This is a genomic window from Acinetobacter sp. CY73, from assembly GCF_059515865.1.
Window position 1 is genome coordinate 1 of the sequence record NZ_JCAKMZ010000043.1, and the last position, 18,586, is coordinate 18,586.

The 18,586-nt window shown below is 39.0% G+C and carries 21 protein-coding genes; 6 read left to right on the forward strand and 15 right to left on the reverse strand.

The genetic code is table 11. The features are described from left to right. Positions 1–31: 31 nt before the first annotated feature. From tnpC to AC5YD2_RS15005, 5 genes are all read right to left on the reverse strand, one after another. The gene (tnpC, locus tag AC5YD2_RS14985) at positions 32–1,636 is read right to left on the reverse strand and encodes an IS66 family transposase (protein WP_496125722.1); all 1,605 of its coding nucleotides are present in this window, start codon (positions 1,634–1,636) and stop codon (positions 32–34) included. A gap of 74 nt (positions 1,637–1,710) precedes the next feature. Then, positions 1,711–2,046, reverse strand: coding sequence for an IS66 family insertion sequence element accessory protein TnpB (tnpB, locus tag AC5YD2_RS14990; RefSeq protein ID WP_496125721.1), 336 nt, complete (start codon positions 2,044–2,046; stop codon positions 1,711–1,713). After that, positions 2,043–2,471: a transposase gene (locus AC5YD2_RS14995; RefSeq protein WP_496125720.1), complete on the reverse strand. Its 429-nt coding sequence runs from the start codon at positions 2,469–2,471 to the stop codon at positions 2,043–2,045. The genes tnpB and AC5YD2_RS14995 overlap by 4 nt, the downstream gene beginning before the upstream one ends. 234 nt (positions 2,472–2,705) lie before the next feature. After that, positions 2,706–2,936, reverse strand: a complete 231-nt coding sequence (locus AC5YD2_RS15000) for a hypothetical protein (RefSeq protein ID WP_496127091.1) — start codon at positions 2,934–2,936, stop codon at positions 2,706–2,708. A 72-nt stretch (positions 2,937–3,008) separates the two neighbouring features. Next, positions 3,009–4,156 (reverse strand): IS3 family transposase gene (locus AC5YD2_RS15005; RefSeq protein WP_496127092.1). Its coding sequence is split into 2 segments (ribosomal slippage): positions 3,009–3,910 and positions 3,910–4,156, totalling 1,149 coding nucleotides; the frame shifts between segments, so codons are not numbered across the junction. A 178-nt stretch (positions 4,157–4,334) separates the two neighbouring features. On the opposite strand from AC5YD2_RS15005, the gene AC5YD2_RS15010 reads away from it, so the two are divergent. After that, positions 4,335–4,973 carry a hypothetical protein gene (locus AC5YD2_RS15010; RefSeq protein ID WP_496127093.1) on the forward strand — a complete coding sequence of 213 codons (639 nt, stop codon included), beginning with the start codon at positions 4,335–4,337 and terminating at the stop codon, positions 4,971–4,973. Between the two features lie 88 nt (positions 4,974–5,061). Here AC5YD2_RS15010 and AC5YD2_RS15015 read toward each other — a convergent pair whose 3' ends face one another. The 10 genes from AC5YD2_RS15015 to AC5YD2_RS15060 form a co-directional block, all read right to left on the reverse strand. After that, positions 5,062–5,688 carry a hypothetical protein gene (locus tag AC5YD2_RS15015; protein ID WP_496127094.1) on the reverse strand — a complete coding sequence of 209 codons (627 nt, stop codon included), beginning with the start codon at positions 5,686–5,688 and terminating at the stop codon, positions 5,062–5,064. A 389-nt stretch (positions 5,689–6,077) separates the two neighbouring features. Continuing rightward, positions 6,078–7,286 (reverse strand): tryptophan synthase subunit beta, encoded by a 1,209-nt coding sequence (trpB, locus tag AC5YD2_RS15020; RefSeq protein ID WP_496127095.1) that lies wholly within the window; start codon positions 7,284–7,286, stop codon positions 6,078–6,080. Positions 7,287–7,394: 108 nt separating this feature from the next. Next, positions 7,395–8,582 carry a vWA domain-containing protein gene (locus tag AC5YD2_RS15025; protein WP_496127096.1) on the reverse strand — a complete coding sequence of 396 codons (1,188 nt, stop codon included), beginning with the start codon at positions 8,580–8,582 and terminating at the stop codon, positions 7,395–7,397. 13 nt (positions 8,583–8,595) lie between these two features. Next, positions 8,596–9,447 (reverse strand): AAA family ATPase, encoded by an 852-nt coding sequence (locus AC5YD2_RS15030; RefSeq protein ID WP_496127097.1) that lies wholly within the window; start codon positions 9,445–9,447, stop codon positions 8,596–8,598. Between the two features lie 19 nt (positions 9,448–9,466). Then, positions 9,467–9,841, reverse strand: coding sequence for a hypothetical protein (locus tag AC5YD2_RS15035; RefSeq protein WP_496127108.1), 375 nt, complete (start codon positions 9,839–9,841; stop codon positions 9,467–9,469). Between the two features lie 34 nt (positions 9,842–9,875). Further along, complete coding sequence (locus tag AC5YD2_RS15040) at positions 9,876–10,184, reverse strand: YcgL domain-containing protein (protein WP_496127098.1); 309 nt, start codon at positions 10,182–10,184, stop codon at positions 9,876–9,878. Between the two features lie 370 nt (positions 10,185–10,554). Then, positions 10,555–11,697, reverse strand: a complete 1,143-nt coding sequence (locus AC5YD2_RS15045; RefSeq protein WP_496127099.1) for a ribonuclease D — start codon at positions 11,695–11,697, stop codon at positions 10,555–10,557. 292 nt (positions 11,698–11,989) lie between these two features. Beyond that, positions 11,990–12,586, reverse strand: coding sequence for a recombination mediator RecR (recR, locus tag AC5YD2_RS15050; RefSeq protein ID WP_496127100.1), 597 nt, complete (start codon positions 12,584–12,586; stop codon positions 11,990–11,992). 11 nt (positions 12,587–12,597) lie between these two features. Continuing rightward, the gene (locus AC5YD2_RS15055; RefSeq protein ID WP_496127101.1) at positions 12,598–12,927 is read right to left on the reverse strand and encodes a YbaB/EbfC family nucleoid-associated protein; all 330 of its coding nucleotides are present in this window, start codon (positions 12,925–12,927) and stop codon (positions 12,598–12,600) included. A 64-nt stretch (positions 12,928–12,991) separates the two neighbouring features. Further along, positions 12,992–14,179 carry an O-succinylhomoserine sulfhydrylase gene (locus AC5YD2_RS15060; RefSeq protein ID WP_496127102.1) on the reverse strand — a complete coding sequence of 396 codons (1,188 nt, stop codon included), beginning with the start codon at positions 14,177–14,179 and terminating at the stop codon, positions 12,992–12,994. 140 nt (positions 14,180–14,319) lie between these two features. Here AC5YD2_RS15060 and AC5YD2_RS15065 point away from each other — a divergent pair, with 140 nt between their 5' ends. From AC5YD2_RS15065 to AC5YD2_RS15085, 5 genes are all read left to right on the forward strand, one after another. Beyond that, entirely contained in the window at positions 14,320–15,411 is a 1,092-nt protein-coding gene (locus tag AC5YD2_RS15065; protein ID WP_496127103.1) for an alpha/beta fold hydrolase, read from the forward strand. Between the two features lie 32 nt (positions 15,412–15,443). Continuing rightward, complete coding sequence (locus tag AC5YD2_RS15070; protein ID WP_496127104.1) at positions 15,444–16,313, forward strand: NAD(P)-dependent oxidoreductase; 870 nt, start codon at positions 15,444–15,446, stop codon at positions 16,311–16,313. A gap of 79 nt (positions 16,314–16,392) precedes the next feature. Next, a complete protein-coding gene (locus AC5YD2_RS15075) occupies positions 16,393–16,659 on the forward strand; it encodes a YARHG domain-containing protein (RefSeq protein ID WP_496127105.1) in 267 nt (88 codons plus the stop codon). A gap of 40 nt (positions 16,660–16,699) precedes the next feature. After that, positions 16,700–17,113 (forward strand): HIT family protein, encoded by a 414-nt coding sequence (locus AC5YD2_RS15080; protein ID WP_496127106.1) that lies wholly within the window; start codon positions 16,700–16,702, stop codon positions 17,111–17,113. A 261-nt stretch (positions 17,114–17,374) separates the two neighbouring features. Further along, positions 17,375–18,466 carry a porin gene (locus AC5YD2_RS15085; protein ID WP_496127107.1) on the forward strand — a complete coding sequence of 364 codons (1,092 nt, stop codon included), beginning with the start codon at positions 17,375–17,377 and terminating at the stop codon, positions 18,464–18,466. Positions 18,467–18,586 lie beyond the last annotated feature (120 nt).

An 18,586-nucleotide genomic window follows, 5' to 3' on the forward strand; every position in this document is an offset into this window, starting at 1 on the left:
GTAAACATCCGCTGAACCCCATTGCTATGTTTTAACGGGGTTCAGGTTTCCAGCGGTGTGGCAGTAATTCTTCTATTTGAGTCACTTTATGTGTCGGCAACCTTTTCAGCACATCACTTAAATAGGCATACGGATCCAGCCCATTCAGTTTTGCTGACTGGATTAAAGTCATGATATTTGCCGCTCGCTGACCACTGCGCAGCGAACCTGCAAATAACCAGTTCTTACGCCCCAAAGCCCAAGGCCGCATTTGATTCTCTGCCCAATTATTGCAAATAGGTAGATTGCCATCATCCAGATAACGGCTTAAGGCTTCCCAACGTTTTAGGCTGTAATTGATGGCTTTAGCAGTTGCAGAGCTTAAGGGTACTGCAAGTTGATGTTGTGTCAGCCATTCATACAGTTGCTGCATAACAGCTTGACTATACTGTTGCCGGTACTTATAGCGTTGTTCTGCTGTACCGTCGGTATTTTTTCTTATTTCAGCCTCTATCGCATAGAGCTTCTGAATCAAGAACAAAGCCTGTTCTGCAATCGGACTTTTTCCAGTCACATGCAACTCATGGAATTTACGACGTGCATGCGCCATGCAGCCCACCTCAATGACCTGACCTGATCTAAAGCGTGCTTTGTAGCCACTGTAATCATCACAGACCAGATGACCCTGCCAGCCTTTCAGGAACTCTTCAGCATGCTGACCTGAACGGCTATCCTGAAAGTCATAAATCACGGCTTGAATTGGATTATATTGAGTTGTTGCATAAGCCCAGACATAACCTTTCTTCGGTTTTTTATCTTTATCATCCATCCGCATGATGGTGACAGGTGTTTCATCTGCATGAATCACCGCTTGCTGTAGGATCACCTTCCTTAATGCATCGGTTAGGCCTTCTAACTCTACACCACAGCGACCTATCCAGTCAGATAAGGTTGATCTGGACAGATCAACACCTGCGCGTAGAAAGATTTGACGTTGACGGTACAGTGGTAAATGATCGGCATATTTAGACACCAGTACATGGCTAAGCAGTTCAGGTGCAGCGATTCCTTTCTCAATCACATAGGCCGGCATTGCTTGTTGGGTCAGTGTGTCACATTGATCACACACCCATTTGCCACGCACATGCTGTTCCTTATAGAACTGTGCCGGTCTGAAATTCAGTTTTTCACTGATATCTTCGCCAATACGACGCAAGGTGCAGCCACAAGCACATTGGGTTGATGCAGGTTCATGCTCAATACGGAGGGTTGGCAGGTGATCTGGCAGTGGTCGACGTTTAGGTTTGTTGACTGGGGCTTTCTGCGCAGCTGCATTGGTTTTATCTGCATTCAGCCGTTCCAGTTCCAGATCAACCGCAGCAATATCTTCTTCGACCGCTTCGTCCCATAGATGGATTTGTTTTGCGCTTAGATGTTCGTTTTTACTGCCGAATTTATGCTGTTTAAATAGCGCAAGCTCATGCTCGTATTTTTGATTAAGAATGGAAAGATGTTGATTCGTGACTTCAAGATGTTGAACTTTGGCATCTAATTGTTGTTTATCTTCTGCGAGTTGTTGATGCTGCAGCGCCAACTGCCGGGTAAATTCCAGCAGTTGTTCATGGGTCAGTTGGCTTAAATCAGGCAGCGTATTCATGACCGCAGTATGGCTGAGATCATGAATATGTGTAAATAAAACGTTTGGAGAATAGCAGAATGGATGAGCTTGGTTTAGAGCATATTCACCACCTGCTGTAAGCCGATTCTCTGCCAGGGCAGACCCTGAATTAACGCCTGTAACTGTTCCGGGCTGATCGCCACGGTTTCACCCTGGTGAACCTGAGCCCAGTGAAATTTGCCCTGTTCCAACCGCCGGGCACACAGCCAGATGCCCAGTCCATCATGCACCAGTACTTTCATGCGATGGCCACGTTTATTACAGAACAGGTAGGCGCAGTGTGGTTTGATATAGCCAAATGCTCTCAGCACCTGAGCCATGGCAGTATCCATACCTGCACGCATATCCATCGGCTGGGTAGCAAGCCAGATTTCATCGATACGGATCATTTGATCAAGCCCTGAATTAAAGGCAGTAATTCCTTTGCCGATTCCACCGGCCAGTCGATCTCGATCATCTGATCCCGTGCGGAACCTTGTTCCTTATGCAATGGAATCCTGATATGAGCGACAGCATTCTTCTCTGGCACAGGTGGCGGAGGTGCTTCTTGTCTGACTGGAGTCGGGTGAAGAATGATGGGAAGAAAGTCGGTCTGTGGACTGGATGGGCTTTTTAATGCAGGGGGCATTGATCTGGACTGGCGAATCCATTTATGCAGCAGATTGGCATTGATCTGATGTTGCATTGCAACCTTAGCTACTGACGTATCTGGCTGCTGGCAAAGCTCGACCAGGTACTGTTTAAACTCAGCTGCGAAGATTCTGCGGGTTCTTTCTGTCGTTTGTTCAGTGTCTATAAAAGTGTCTAAGGCCATAAACATAATGTCCATTTAATAAATAATGGACACTATCGGGATATTGAGCAAATAAGAAAAGTGGGGTTCAGCGGACGCTTACCAATGACTTGAATAAAAAAATAACTCTATAATCTTAATGGTTAAGCATAGACACTAACTTAATAGCCTCTAATTTAAATTCATCTAGATCATGAATATCAGGGTTAGGTAGCCTAGGAAAAAGTGCTGTTAACACATATTCACTACTTAGCTCTAAGCCTCTTCTAGCTTATAAACATAATAGCTTAAATCAGAAACAATCAAGGGTAATTGAGCAAGTAAATCTTCGATGCTCTCTTCACTGTAAAAATCCTCCTCCCCCTCTGAACTTTCAATTTTTCCACTTGTAACATGAGCATGGTAGTAAAGCGTATTATTATCTATTTCTTCATCATCTATGGTGAGATTAACGAATAAGAAAGAATCATTATCTTCATATGCCACCCCTATCATGCATGCATTGAAATTCCTTAAAGCATTATTTTTATCAAAGATATATGAATAGCCACCAAAATTCTAGACACACATAACCATCTTTTGATGGGCCTTTTCATAATCTAATGGAGAACGCTGACCATTGGAACCATGCCTGCGTTTTGAATTGTAGAACATCTCAATATATTCAAAGATATCAGACCTAGCTTCAGTTCTTGATGCATATATTTTCTTTCTGATCCTCTCTCGTTTTAACAGTTGAAAAAAGCTCTCGGCAACAGCATTGTCATGGCAATTTCCTCGTCTACTCATACTGCTTTCAAGATTATGATGCTTGAGAAATGTCAGCCATTCATGACTGGTGTATTGGATGCCTTGGTCAGAATGGATCAGCACTTTGTTCTTTGGATTCCTTCGCCGCAAAGCCATCAGTAGTGCATCTAAAACTAGATCTGTTGTGATTCTAGATTTCATTGACCAGCCAACAACAAGACGTGAAAACAAGTCAATCACAACTGCAAGATATAACCATCCTTCATGAGTACGGACATAAGTGATGACAGTCACCCACATTTGATTGGGATGAGTTGGGTTAAACTGTCGGTCTAAAGTGTTTGCGGCAACGACAGCTGGAGTACCAGCGCGAGCTCTAGGTTTACGATAGCCACGCTGCGATTTGAGACCATTCGCCTTCATGAGTCGATGTACTCGATTGATTCCACAACTTTCGCCAACATCTTTCAAATCACAGTGAATCTTGCGATAGCCGTAAACTCCACCAGATTCCAGCCAGAATTGTTTAATCAATCCTGAAAGCTGTTGCCGTTTCTTGGCAGTTTTACTGGTAGGTTGCTTTAGCCATGCATAGTAACCACTGTGATGAACATCCAGAGCTGAACATAAACGACGGACAGGCCATATGTTCTGATTGTCCTGAATAAAGGCGTACCTCATTTGGACTGGCTTGCGAAGTACACCGCGGCCTTTTTTAGAATATCCCTTTCTTCAGTGACCCTTTGCAGCTCTTTTCTTAATTTCGCTAATTCTGTACTTGGATCACTAGATTCTATTGTTTTTGGTTGCTGTGGATCATAACGTTTAATCCAGGCATACAGACTATGAGTGGTGGTTCCTAAACGTGCAGCGACTTCAGCCACACTATGACCTTTCTCAGTGACTTGTTTTACTGCTTCAATTTTGAATTCTTCAGGGTATCGTTTACTGCTCATAAGCACCTCGTTAATTAGCCATTTTATCTAACTAAAGGGTGTCTACAAAATCGGTGGCTATTCACTTTATTATTTGACTACATTGCTAAGGTAGTAAGAGTTGTTGTGGTAGGTATTAAAAGATAACAGTAAGAGGTGAATAACCAGTAACCATTCCACAGGAGGAAATAAAACAGATATGCCAAGAGTAGTGAAACTAACGAACCTAAACAAGTATAGAGGATTTAAAGTAAACGATAGGTATACCTACGATAAATATCAACTAAATAAGATTGTAGATGCACTTGACTTTTATCATGAACTGTCAGTAAAAGACCTAGAATCAAACTACATGGTATTCGACATTACCGTAAACGTAGAAGACCATTATGTAACCTCAGAAGAATTAGATGATGTATTCTTTGATGTACGCTCACTACGATTTAATCCAAGTAAAATTAAAGAGAATGTCTTAACACCTGATAAATTTTATTTCAGATGGACACGAGAATATAAGAATGAGTACGGAGCAGGATTGCATTATCACTTCATGGTAATCGCTAGCAACATTAGCCGAAGTAAGGTTATGGAATTGTGTGATCAGATTAAAGAATTGGATGGAGTCCGTAGCGTTTACTGTGCTCCAAGACAAAATGCTGAGATACCATTCCATTATCTAAATCGGATTGGAGAGAATGGTTTAGATGATGCAGTTACACGGCATTGTTATCGAGACAAGTTAGATCAGAAGCTTGATGGTGATCTGAGAACCTTTGATGGTAGCAGGGTCTTGAAAGCACTTTTACCCAGTTCACCTCGTAGAAGACTATTCAGTTAGGAAAAATTGATGGTTGTACGTGAATTAAATTAAAGTTTTATACACGTATGGCAATCCTTTTGAAATATTAGACAAATATCAAATTCACTTATTGATCCAAATTTAGTGCTTCTAATGCAGCTACTGCTTCTGATGCAGCCTTTTCTACCTCTGCTACTGCTTCAGCTGCTTCTTCTTCTAATTCCATACGTGCCACTATAGATTCTCGAGTTGCACCTGTACTTTTAACCTCTGCATCAATTTTAGCATTTCTGTCCGCTGCTAATTTTGCTTCTGCTTCTATTATTATTTCTAAAGCTTTTGCTTCTGCCGCCAATTTTGAATTCGATTGGATATTTTCACCTGTACACTTTCTTTTAATTGAAAAGTATTCAACTATTTTTGTGTTTGAATGATTATTAAGCGAGTCGGTATCTGCCATAAAGTTAAGAAAATTGGAGATATGAGAACTCATATACGAATCCAAAGATTCTTTTGCAGGTTTTAAACAATCACTCACTTCTAATTCTGCTAACTCACGTTTAATATCTTGCAACTCGCTCACTGGCACTGCTAATGCTATACGTGCTGTAGATGATGCTAGAGTGTGAGCATCCTCCCAACGATTTTCAATTTTATTTAATTGGTCTACACCTGTATCTTGAGCTTCAAATGGGTTTTTACAACCGCTAAGTAATATTGCGAAAATGAAAATTGTTGGTACTAATTTATTCATCGATTATAAAAACTCTTGAAAAGAGTAATACTCTTTATTGTTTAATATTGATGAGAATTTTATAGTTTTTAATTAATCAAAGATAGAGATATAAGCGCATGAAATTAAAAAATATTTAGTCTTGGTGTTATACATATGCTTATAACGTTAGACCTTACTAAATTCTCTCATTTTAATTAAGCTCACAAGCCAATCATTGCACTATACCTCTAAAATAATAAAAATTACTTCCACATAGCATACTTTTAAATATTAGATTTTAACTAAATCATTAATTCAAATTAGACTTATTAAAATGAAGTTAACTGATAATTCTATTTTATAACCCCAAGCATAGACACCGTCAGAGAAAACCCAGTATTCAATACTGGGTTTTCGGTTTAACAAAATTAATTTAAACCTAATTTTTCAGCGACATAATCCGAATCTTTATCTCCACGTCCAGACAAGTTCACAACGATATTAATATCTTTAGACATTTTGGGCGCTTCACGAATCGCCCATGCGACTGCATGTGAACTTTCTAAAGCAGGGACAATCCCTTCAACACGTGACAAAGTCATAAACGCATCTAAGCAATCTTGATCTGAAGCTGTTGAATATTCCGCACGACCTAAATCTTTTAAGAAACTGTGCTGTGGACCTACACCTGGATAATCCAAACCTGATGCGATTGAATGCACAGGTAATGGCTCCCCGTTTTCATCTTCAAGTACATAACATGCCATACCGTGTAACTGGCTTGGCTTACCTAAGGTTAAAGTTGCGGAATGCATATCTGTATCTAGACCTAAACCTGCGGGCTCTACACCCACCAGTTTCACATTTGGTTCATTTAAAAATGCTGTAAAAGCGCCCATCGCATTTGAACCACCACCCACGCATGCAACAACATAATCTGGATGCTTATTGAAACGCTCTTCGGTTTGTACTTTAATTTCATCGCCAATGATCGCTTGGAAATCACGTACCATTTTTGGGAATGGATGAGGACCAACCACAGATCCAATCGCATAAATAAAGCTTTTCGGATCTTTTAAATATTCTTCAAATGCACTATCGACAGCATCTTTTAAGGTTGCTGTACCACGTGTTACAGCAATCAAATTTGCACCTAAGATTTTCATCTTAACCACATTCGGATGTTCTTTTTCAATGTCCACTTGCCCCATATGAATTTCACATGGAATACCGACAAGTGCGCATGCTGTTGCTAAAGCAACACCATGTTGACCTGCACCAGTTTCAGCAATGACTTTCTTTTTACCCATGTATTTAGCAAGCAAAGCTTCGCCTAAACAATGGTTAATTTTATGTGCACCGGTATGATTGAGGTCTTCACGTTTTAAATAAATTTGTGCCCCACCCAACTGCTCAGACAAACGCTTCGCATGATAGAGTGGACTTGGACGACCCACATAATTCGCGAACAAATCGGCTAATTCATTTTTAAACGCTGCTGTATGGCGAATTTCCTCGTATGCGACATTGATTTCATCCATCGCTGCTTTTAAATGTGGCGGAATAAATTGACCGCCATATGCTCCAAAGAAGCCTTCTTCATTTGGTAAAGCGATGCCATTGATTTGATGTTGCATTCCAATCCCCTACACAGAATTACGTCACTTACTTAATGCTGAATTTAAAACTAATTCAAGATTTACTGAGCATTTAATCGCTTATTTCAAATATTAAATAATTAAAAATTAACGAGATAAATATTTCGTCATATCCTCAATGCCTTTCAAGCTCATCGGATACATATGATCTTCAAAGATCTGCTTAATCCATCCAATGGTTTGCGTGTAATGCCAATACTTTTCTACTTCTGGATTCAGCCACGCGGTTTTTTCATAGTGCTGTCTTAAGCGTCGTAACCAAACCTCACCCGCTTCTTCGTTCATATACTCAACTGAACCACCTGCCGAACGCAACTCATAGGGTGCCATACTCGCATCGCCAACGACGATGACACGATAGTCTTTCCCATAAGTATTCAACAAATCTTGGGTATTCATTTTTGTGGATGACCGGCGATGGTTATCTTTCCAGACATAATCATACAGACAGTTATGGAAATAGAAATATTCAAGCGTTTTAAATTCAGTCTTGGCAGCGCTAAATAGTTTTTCACATTGGGCAATATGGGCATCCATAGAGCCACCTACATCAAACAACATCAACACTTTAATGCGGTTACGGCGTTCAGGTACCATTTGAACATCGAGAATACCCTGTTTAGCCGTCTCACGAATCGTTTGATTAATATCTAACTCTTCTTCAGCACCTTGACGCGCAAACTTACGTAAACGGCGTAATGCCATTTGCATTTGACGTGTACCTAAAATTTGATCATCGTCTAGATTTTGATATTTACGCTGTTCCCAAACTTTAACAGCCGATTTTTTACGTCCTGGCCCACCAATTCGAACCCCTTCAGGATGATCACCAAAAGCACCAAAAGGAGAAGTTCCTCCTGTGCCAATCATACGATTACCACCTTGATGCTTTTTGTGTTGTTCACGCAAACGCTCTTCGAGCATTTTCATCAATTCTTCTAAAGAGCCGGCTTTTTCAAGCGCCTCTCGCTGTTCAGGTGTTAAATGCTTTTCAAGTAATTCTAAATCCAGCCAATCTTTTGGAATTTGATGGAGCTTACCCATCAAATCATCTAGATCAAAAGTTTGTATACCTTCGAAATAATCTTTGATTGCACGGTCAAACTTATCAAAGAAACGCTCGTCTTTAACCATAATGGTTTTAACGAGTTGATAGAATTCGTCTTGATCTGCAAAGACCAGCCCTTGGCTAACTGCTTCATTTAAATCAATGAGTTCACGCGTCGTTACGGGAATCCCGTATTTTCGCAAGGTATAAAATAATCTTACGAACATGGGTGCTTACCTTCTAACGTCGTGCCATAAATGCAAGACGCTCAAGTAACTGCACATCCTGTTCATTTTTGATCAATGCACCGTACAGTGGTGGTATTGATTTTGACTTGTCGTGATTACGAAGCACATCTTCTGGCATGTCATCAGCCATAAGTAGACTCAGCCAATCAATCAACTCTGAGGTTGAAGGCGGTTTCTTTAAACCCGGTACTTGACGCAATTTAAAAAATACTTGTAATGCTTCATTGACCAAAGACGTTGAAATACGTGGAAAGTGGACGGCAATAATGTCTCTCATCGTTGCTTCATCTGGGAATTCAATATAATGAAAGAAACAACGGCGTAGGAATGCATCTGGCAATTCTTTTTCATTATTTGAAGTAATAATCACGATTGGACGTTGAGTCGCTGTAATGGTTTCTCCTGTTTCATAGACAAAAAATGACATTTTATCCAATTCATGAAGTAAATCATTTGGAAACTCAATGTCTGCCTTGTCGATTTCATCAATTAATAAAACACAACGCTCTTCACTGGTAAAAGCTTCCCACAATTTACCCGGCTTAATGTAATTTTTAATGTCGTAAACACGCTCATCCCCTAACTGGCTATCACGTAAACGTGAAACGGCATCATATTCGTACAAGCCTTGTTGTGCTTTGGTGGTCGATTTAATGTGCCATGTGATCAGTTTAAGTCCTAAACTCTGTGCAACCTGTTCTGCCAATAAGGTTTTACCTGTACCCGGTTCACCTTTAACCAATAAAGGTTTTTGAAGCGCACGTGCTGCTTTGACAGCAAGTTTAAGACTATCAGTCGCAATGTAATGATCTGTACCAGAAAATTGTTGAGCATCTGCAGACATGTTCTAACCTTATTTTTATTTAAAGTGGAGTCGAAATTTTGGATTGCGTGCTGGTTTGCACTGATTTTTTATTTGTGATGTATTTTGACCAAAAGAACCCAGCCACTAAACCAATCCCAACAACGAGTGTGATCAATGAGAGATTAGACCAGATCAAGGGTGAATCTTTGGTGAGTACACCAAAAATCAGACCAAAAATTGCAGGTGCGATAGCGGAGTTAGGTCCTTCGGAAACAGTCGGCGTTGCAAGGATTGCAAATACCAATACCCAAGTAATTCCGCCAAGTGGTGAAGGTAAACGCTTAGCAATGGAATACCAACACCACAGAATGATCAATGTACCAAGAACATAAACTGCGATGGCAATACTGTCTTCAGGAATTGAATCCAGCATTGATAAAAATTGAGCCCATATTCCTGGTTGATCTTCACGCACCGCGTAACCCCTCTGGTTCAACTGCATTCGGGTTAATTAACCCTTCTGGAGGCAGTTGGATATAAAATCCTTTGGTTTGAATAGAATCCATAACATGCATAACATTCGCACGTGCTAACTTCTTCTCTGCATGTAATTCAATCGACATCACAAAAGTTGCACGACCAAATGCCGACTTAAGCGCATCAGATAATACACCTAAAGGATCTGCTGGATTACCTTCATCATCAGAAGAATTTACACGAGCAACGTAAAGATACATTTCATCTTTTTTGCTTGATTTATAGATTTCACACCACATTTGTATACAACACCAATAAAACTCATTGCAAAGCATACAACAAAATAATCTCAGATACATTAGCGTTTGTTAACGCAACAGTCGTCTTGACTTAGCTACCACTTTGCTTGTTTATTATTTATACATAAAACAAATCGATTCGCGATCAACTTATAAATTATAACTTAGAACTTTTCTATTGATTTACACACTTTATTTATTAAATTCTCATGTCTAAATGATCTCAATCTTAGCATTGAGTCATGCAAATAATTTAAATCAATCCAAAGAATTTATACGACCATCTCATTTAAGTTTTTGAGATCCGATCTTAAATGCTCTCAATTGAGTAGGCATAAAACAGTGCTATGCCTACTAAGTCACTCACTATTTAATCATTTACTTTCATTTGCTTAGATAAATAGTCAACATCATCATTGAGCAAATGAATCAATGGTCTTGTAAGCATATCGTAGCGCCAACCGAGTAAATATGGAGGTAAGTCTTGTTCATCACCATGAAAAACCACATGCTGATATAAAGAACCCAGCCACTTTTTACGCATTAATACTTCTTTGGGAATATCGACCTCGCCCGCAATATTTTCGATTAACTCATCAACACTTTGCGTAATGCCCTGAGATGAATGACGAATTGGACGTGCGATTCGCAGTGGCCACTCATCTTGATCAGGTAACTCTTTGATAATGTCTAAAATAATTTTGCCGTATTCACGAACCACATTTGGACGAATATCTTTAATTTGCGACAATTGAAAAGTATTCTTTGGATTCTTTTCAACCAAATCAATCATCGTGGAGTTTTTGAGTATAAAACTACGTGGTTGATTTAGGGCCTTCACCATTTCTTCACGCCACACGCTAAGCAACTGAAGTTGCATCAATTGACGACGAGAATGACGATAATTCCCGACATCTAAATAGAGTTTAGATTTTGGTGTTTCGCTGGCAATATCTAAAGTTAAACTCGTACAGTCTTCTAACACGTTGTCATATAAACGCTTTTTAACTAGATCAGCTTTTAACTGATCTGCCAGTTGCATAATGTATAAAACATCATTAGCTGCATAACTTTTTTGTTCATCACTCAATGGACGAGCCAACCAATCTGAGCGTGTCTGCCCCTTATCTATATCAATATCTAAAATCTGTTTTAGCGCATTTTGATAACTGACTTGTAAACCATGGCCTAAAAAAGATAAAGCAACTTGAGTATCAAATACATTTTTAAGATGCTTCTTTTCTGAATAGTGATAGATGAGATCAATATCTTCGCCACAGGCATGAAATATATTTTGGTTGGCTTTAAAAATTTTAGCCCAAAATGAACTGAGATCTAATGTCGTTCCATCCAGCAAAAATACTTGACCATCAATATTAATTTGTAAAACACCTAATTTGGGCCATAAGGTATTTACTTTAATAAATTCAGTATCTAAACCATAGACTGAATTCTGATTCATCAGATCCAATACATTTTCAAGTTCGTTTTGTTGATGAATGAATTTAAACATAGTAGAACTGTCAAAAAATTACGCGAGTGTTACTCAATAGTTTAACCTAATAAATCTATTTTAAATATAAATGACGAGTTTAAAAATAGAGCAACCATATGTTTTTAATTAAAAAATTATTTATAAATATAAATATTTATACTTTATATAAATTAATTCAATAATTTTCAATAACCTACTACCACGCTGAACATCTTAACTTTAATCACCGATATTGCCATAGATAAATAAAATGAAAAGTAACCCACTTAGGATTTTTGTAATCAATTGCTAAAAAAAGCACGCTTGGTGCTTATTTCATTTGCATCCGGTTGTGTAAAGCTTGGCTGAGTGTATGGCTATCGACGTACTCAAGCTCTCCGCCTTGAGGTACACCTTGCGCAATTCGAGTCATTTTCAAGGGTAAATGACGCGTTGCTTCGACTAAATAATGAGCAGTGGCTTGCCCTTCTACCGTCGCGTTGGTTGCCAGCACCACTTCTTTGACTCGCCCATCAGATAAGCGCTGTACCAAAAATGGAATACCAACTTCTTCAGGACCAATACCATCCAAAGGTGATAAATGACCACCTAAAACGTGATATTTTCCTTTAAAGCTACCACTTTGCTCAATGGCCATCACATCAGCAGGTGATTCAACCACACAAAGTAAGGTTTCATCACGCTCGCTAGATAGGCAAATATTACACACTTCTTCTTCAGTCAATGAATGACATAAACTACATTCATGAATATAAGACGTTGCTTCATTTAATGCATGAGCCAAACCCATTGCACCTTGCTTATTTTTCATAATGAGATGCAATGCCATACGCTGAGCCGATTTCGGCCCAACGCTAGGTAGAATTCTCAATGCTTGAACAAGCTGATCAAAACGATCACTAAACATTGATTGATTCCTTAGAACATACCTGCTAGACCAGGTGGCAATCCCATACCTGTATTTGCAGATTTCATTCTTTCTTCTGAAACGACTTCTGCTTGACGAGCTGCATCATTCATGGCTGCTGCAATCAAGTCTTCAATCATATCTGGATCATCTTGAAGTAATTCAGGGCTAATTTCGATACGTTTAACCACGTTGCGACAAGTCATGGTTACTTTAACGAGACCACCACCTGCTTCTGCATGAACTTCAGTTTGAGCGAGTTCTTCTTTCGCCTTCTTTACATTCGCTTCCATGTCTTTTTGCATGCGCTGTGCTTGTTGCATCAACATATTAATGTTCATATCTTTCTCCGAACATAAATTTCAATTTAAAAATGTGAATAAACTATTTCAAACCCACTGATTGTTAGATCAGCTCTAAGCCACGTTGAATATCACCAATAATATCATCAATATCTTCTAAACCAACAGAGACACGAATTAAACCTTCACTAATCCCCGCAGCTTGCTTCGCTTCAGCGGACATTCTGCCATGAGAGGTCGTCGCAGGATGTGTAATGGTTGACTTTACGTCACCGAGATTACTGGTGATTGATAAAAAGCGGGTGTTATCAATGACTGTCCACGCGCCTTGACGCTCACCTTTGACCACAAATGAAACTACGCCACCGAAACCTGACTGTTGTTTTTTTGCCAGTTCATGACCGGGATGGTGCGGTAAACCTGCGTAATAGACTTTTTCAACCTTTGGATGCGCATCTAACCATTCAGCCAATTTCTGTGCACTTGCGCAATGCGCTTTCATACGCAAGCTGAGTGTCTCTAAACCTTTTAAGAAAATCCATGCATTGAATGGACTCAATGAATTACCCAGTGTACGAATCACACCTGTAATTTCTTCCATAAGTTTGGCACTACCAACAACTGCTCCACCCAAAGCACGGCCTTGACCATCAATATATTTCGTTGATGAATAAATCACCAGATCAGCACCAAATTGAATTGGGCGCTGAAGTACGGGTGTACAGAAGGTATTGTCTACCGCAAATAATGCACCATGTGCATGTGCAATATCAGCAATCGCTTGAATGTCACCCACTTGAGCCAATGGATTTGATGGGGTTTCAATAAAAAGTAATCGTGTCGTTGGACGAATTGCTTGTTTCCAAGCATCATGATCTTCTAAATCAACAAAACTAACATCAACGCCAAATTTGATCACGTATTTTTCAAATAACGAAAGAATTGAGCCAAACACCGCACGAGAACAAATCACATGATCGCCTGACTTTAAATAAGCCAAAGTGATTGCATGAACACCCGCCATACCTGAACTTGTTGCAACAGCAGCTTCAGCGCCATCCATCACAGCCAAACGCTTTTCAAAGGCTTGAACCGTTGGGTTGGTATAGCGTGAATAGGTATTTCCTTCGATTTCACCAGAGAATTTAGCAGCTGCATCAGCCGCGTTTTCACAAACAAATGATGAAGTTAAAAAAATTGGCTCACTATGCTCACCTTCGAAGGTACGGTTATGTCCAGTACGAATGGCTAAAGTATCAAGTTTATATTCAGTATCGTTTTGTTGGCTCATTACGATGAATCAGTCACATGACTGCCTTTGTTAATAATTGCCAACATTTTGAGCGTCTATAGTATTTAAGGTCAAGGTAAAATAAACAAATATCGCCTACACTTCGTACAAATCATATGATGATGAGACATTCACAGTTCATGCAACAGCTCAAAAAAACAATTGCAGACAAACAATACAAATTAAAAAATTTAGCAACCCGTATTTTTTATGGGAAGTCTTTGGTTTTGTCTCAAGCGACGCCCTATGATGTGATAGGTACTTATCAGCAAAGCGAAATTCGATATTATGCTGCGCCAAATAAAAAGTACCGTGAGCCATTGGTTTTTGTTGCTCCATTGGCAATCAAAATGGATATCTACGATTTATATCCCTATCGCTCTTTAATCAAATACTATGTTGATCAAGGTTTTGATGTTTATCTGATTGATTGGGGGAATTTTAGTTACCATGACCGTGATCTAAACTTTTTAAGCTTTATTGACCATGCCATCCCGAACTGTATTGAACAAATTGTGGCGCACTCGAAATCAGATCAAATCTCACTGCATGGCTGGAGTATGGCCGGTATTTTTGTTCTGCTCTACACTGCATTACGTCAAAATAATCATGTCAAAAATTTAATTGTATTAGGTAGTCCGATTGATAGCTTTGCATCCGGTGGTATCGGAAAACTATATAAAAAAGTGAATCAAATTTTGGAAAAAAACCGAGTCCTGCAACGTAAAATTTACAGTGGCAGTATTCCGAAACGCTTATTACATACACCCGGATTTTTAAATGCATTTGGATTTAAAATATTAGATCCAAAAGGCTGGTATGAAGGACATAAACAACTTTTGTTGAACCTAGATGATCAAAAACTTCTTCATGAACATGCCACCTTAGGCTATTTTCTAAATCATATGATTGATTATCCTGCTGGTATCAATCAAGACATGCTTTTTAATGTTTGGTTAAAAAACCCACTCAATCAAGGCTATATTCAATTAAGAGATAAAAAAATAGAATTAAAAAATATAGACTGTGCTCTGTTTGTTGGTGCGGGTCAGAGCGATCAAATGGTGACAGCAGATGCTGTTAGACCATTGACTAAATTGACAAATAGTCCAGATGTCACGTTTACTCTTATTCCCGGTGGGCATTTAGGCTTGATGTCGAGTCAAAAAAGTGCTGATGAATTTTGGCCAAAATTATCTCAATGGCTGGCTGAACGTTCAACATCTATTTAAATACTTAAAACCAATCAATACGAGTAAATCGAATGACAACAGTTGCATTTATTGGACTAGGCGCAATGGGCTATCGAATGGCAGCGCATTTACCTCAACAATTTGAGAATGTTCTGGTTTGGAATAGAAGTTTTGATAAAGCCAAGCAACATGCAACTGAATACGGTACTCAGGCTGTTGAACTAGAACAAGCGGTACAAGCTGATATTATTTTTTCATGTTTGCCAACCAGTGCCGAAGTAGATTCGATTTTGGATCAGGTTAATATCAAGTCAGGTTCAGTCTGGATTGACTGTACTAGTGGTGTTCCTGAAGCAGCTCGTTTACAAGCTGATAAACTTAAACTCAGAAATGTCGCTTTTTTAGATGCACCTGTCAGCGGTCAGACCATCGGTGCTGAAAATGCAACACTTACGTTTATGGTCGGTGGTGATGCAGAAGCATTTCAAAAAGCCTTACCCGCAATGCAAACATTAGGAAAACTAATTAAGCATGTTGGCCACTCAGGCTCTGGCTTTGCAGTTAAGGCCGTGAATAATATGATGCTCGCGGTTCATTTGTGTGCAGCCGCAGAAGGCTTTACAACGCTGAAAGCGCACGGCGTTAATCTGAATGAAGCATTAGATTGCATTAATGCATCCAGTGGTAAAAGTGGCGTCACTGAAAATGTACTTCCTCAACGCGTATTTAACCGAAGTTTCCCTCTCACTTTTGCTTTACCGCTTTTAGCCAAAGACACGGGTATTGCTGTTGACTTAGTCCGTGATGCCAATCTTTCAGCGCCCGTGATTGCTTTAACGCAAAGCTTAATTCAAGCTGCCAATGATTCATTAGAGGTAGACAGTGATTTTTCTGCTGCAGTAAAAATGTATGAATCATGGAGTAAAATTACTTTAGAATAATTTTTAGCCATTGAAATTGAACAGTCTGGTCATATAATGTAATCAAGTGACAATAATATATGTCCATTTGAGGGTTCTCATGAATAAATTATTCTTAGGTTTAGTTGCTGCATTTTTAATGTCAGCTGGGGTTTCTGCATTCGCTGATACAACCAAAGAATGTGAAAAAATCAAAGACGAATACAATATTATCTATGCAGCAAAAGGTTTTTGTTTCAAAGACCCTGATGCTAAAGCGAAATATGGTAACGAAAACTGCAATACCACGAAGCCAAAATTCTCCGAAAGAGAACAGCAAAAATTAGATGCAATTAAAGCTCGTCAAAAAGAATTGAATTGTAAATAATAGCGTTCAATTTATTCTATTATTCTAGCAAGGACCAGTTATGACTTACGATGATCAAAATATTTTTGCACGAATTATTCGCGGAGAGCTTCCTGCAATCAAAGTGTATGAAGATGATCGTGTTTTAGCATTCATGGATATTATGCCTCAGGCTGAAGGTCATACATTGGTCATCCCAAAATTTCCTGCTGTCACCCTCCTCGACCTTGATCCTGCAGAAGCTGCATATACCATTCAAGTTGTGCAAAAAGTTGCTAAAGCAATGAAAAAAGCATTAGATGTGAAAGGTATTGTGCTTATGCAACTCTCTGGTGCGTCTGCAGGTCAAACTGTTCCTCATGTGCATTTTCATTTGATTCCAAGTTCTGTTCATGAGCTCGGCAAACATGCAATGCAAATGGGTGATCAGGATAAAATTAAAGCGCTCGCTGAAAAGATTAAGTCAGCATTGTAATTTTTTCATGAAATAAAAATAACTGTATTTAATTAAAGGAGCTTAGGCTCCTTTTTTTGACCTTGAATATGACCATTTGCTTGTTTGAATATATTTTTAAGATTCAAATCAAAATATAGAAAATTTAATGGTTCTGAAATATTTCGTTAATATTAATGACTTATTTGTACACGATACTTAGCTCAACAACAGAACAGTAGTAACAAAAAGCTACTCAACATGATGATCAAGATACAGAATCTTGATTTTACGGAGCTAGGAATGAAAAAAACACTTTGCGCTTTAGCAGTTGGGGCAATGCTCATTACACCAGTAATCGCCAACGCAGCAGATGTAAAAATTTATGGTCGTGCGCATGTATCTTTAGATTATTTAGATGATGGTAAAGATTATAACGAAGTGGGTTTATCATCAAACTCTTCTCGCTTGGGTTTTAAAGTAGAACAAGAATTAGAAAATAACATGACCGTTTTCGGTCAAATAGAACAAGAGATTAATTTTGCAAGTGGTGGACAAAATTCAGGAGTTGACTTTGCTACTCGTGATACATTCGTAGGTTTAAAGGGTGATTTCGGTCAAACACGTGTTGGTCGTTTTGATAGCCCATTTAAAGCTGCACGCGGACCTGTCAATTTCTTTGGTGACCAAGTTGGCGATATTCGAAATGTAACTCGTGCTGGTGACCTACGTTTTGATGAACGTAATGAAAATACGATTGAATATAAATCACCAAAGTTCGGTAATGGATTTAATGTAATCGCTGCACTTTCACTACATGAAACAAATTCACCAGGCACCACTGAGACTGTAGTAGACACGAATACAGGTGAAGTAATTCAAACCAAAGGCGACTCTAAGAATAACAAAGCTTATGACTTAGCTTTAACGTACAAAGAAGGCCCTATTGATTTTGCTGCAGCGTACGAGCATTACGAAGAAGATGCAACTCGTGGTGAAAGAGATGGTTTCCGCTTAGCTGGCGCATACAAAGTTTTACCTGAACTCAATGTCGGTGCACTTTATCAATATACAACTCATGATAACGATGTGAAAAATCCTGATGCACAAGTATTCGGTGTAGCGGCAGACTATAAGTTTGCACCTAAAACATATGTCCGTGGTCAAGTGATGCATCGTGATGTAGATACTGAAGATGCAAATGCCACGCTTATTGCTGTAGGTCTTGAACATCGCTTAGATAAGGCTGTTAGAGTATACGGTAACATTGCGACAGTTCTTAACGACAAAAACTCAAGCCTCACCCCATGGGAACAAGCGCGTTCTAATAATGTAAAAGGCTTTAAAGGCGAAGATGCTTTAGGTTTATCTTTAGGTATGCGTTACGACTTCTAAATTTAAGTCTTTTTGAAAAGCAGTCATCACGGTGACTGCTTTTTTCTTGTCTATTTTAACCCGAATCGCGGATAAGGATTTTTCTTTAAAATCATAAGCTAAATGTAATTTTATGATTAT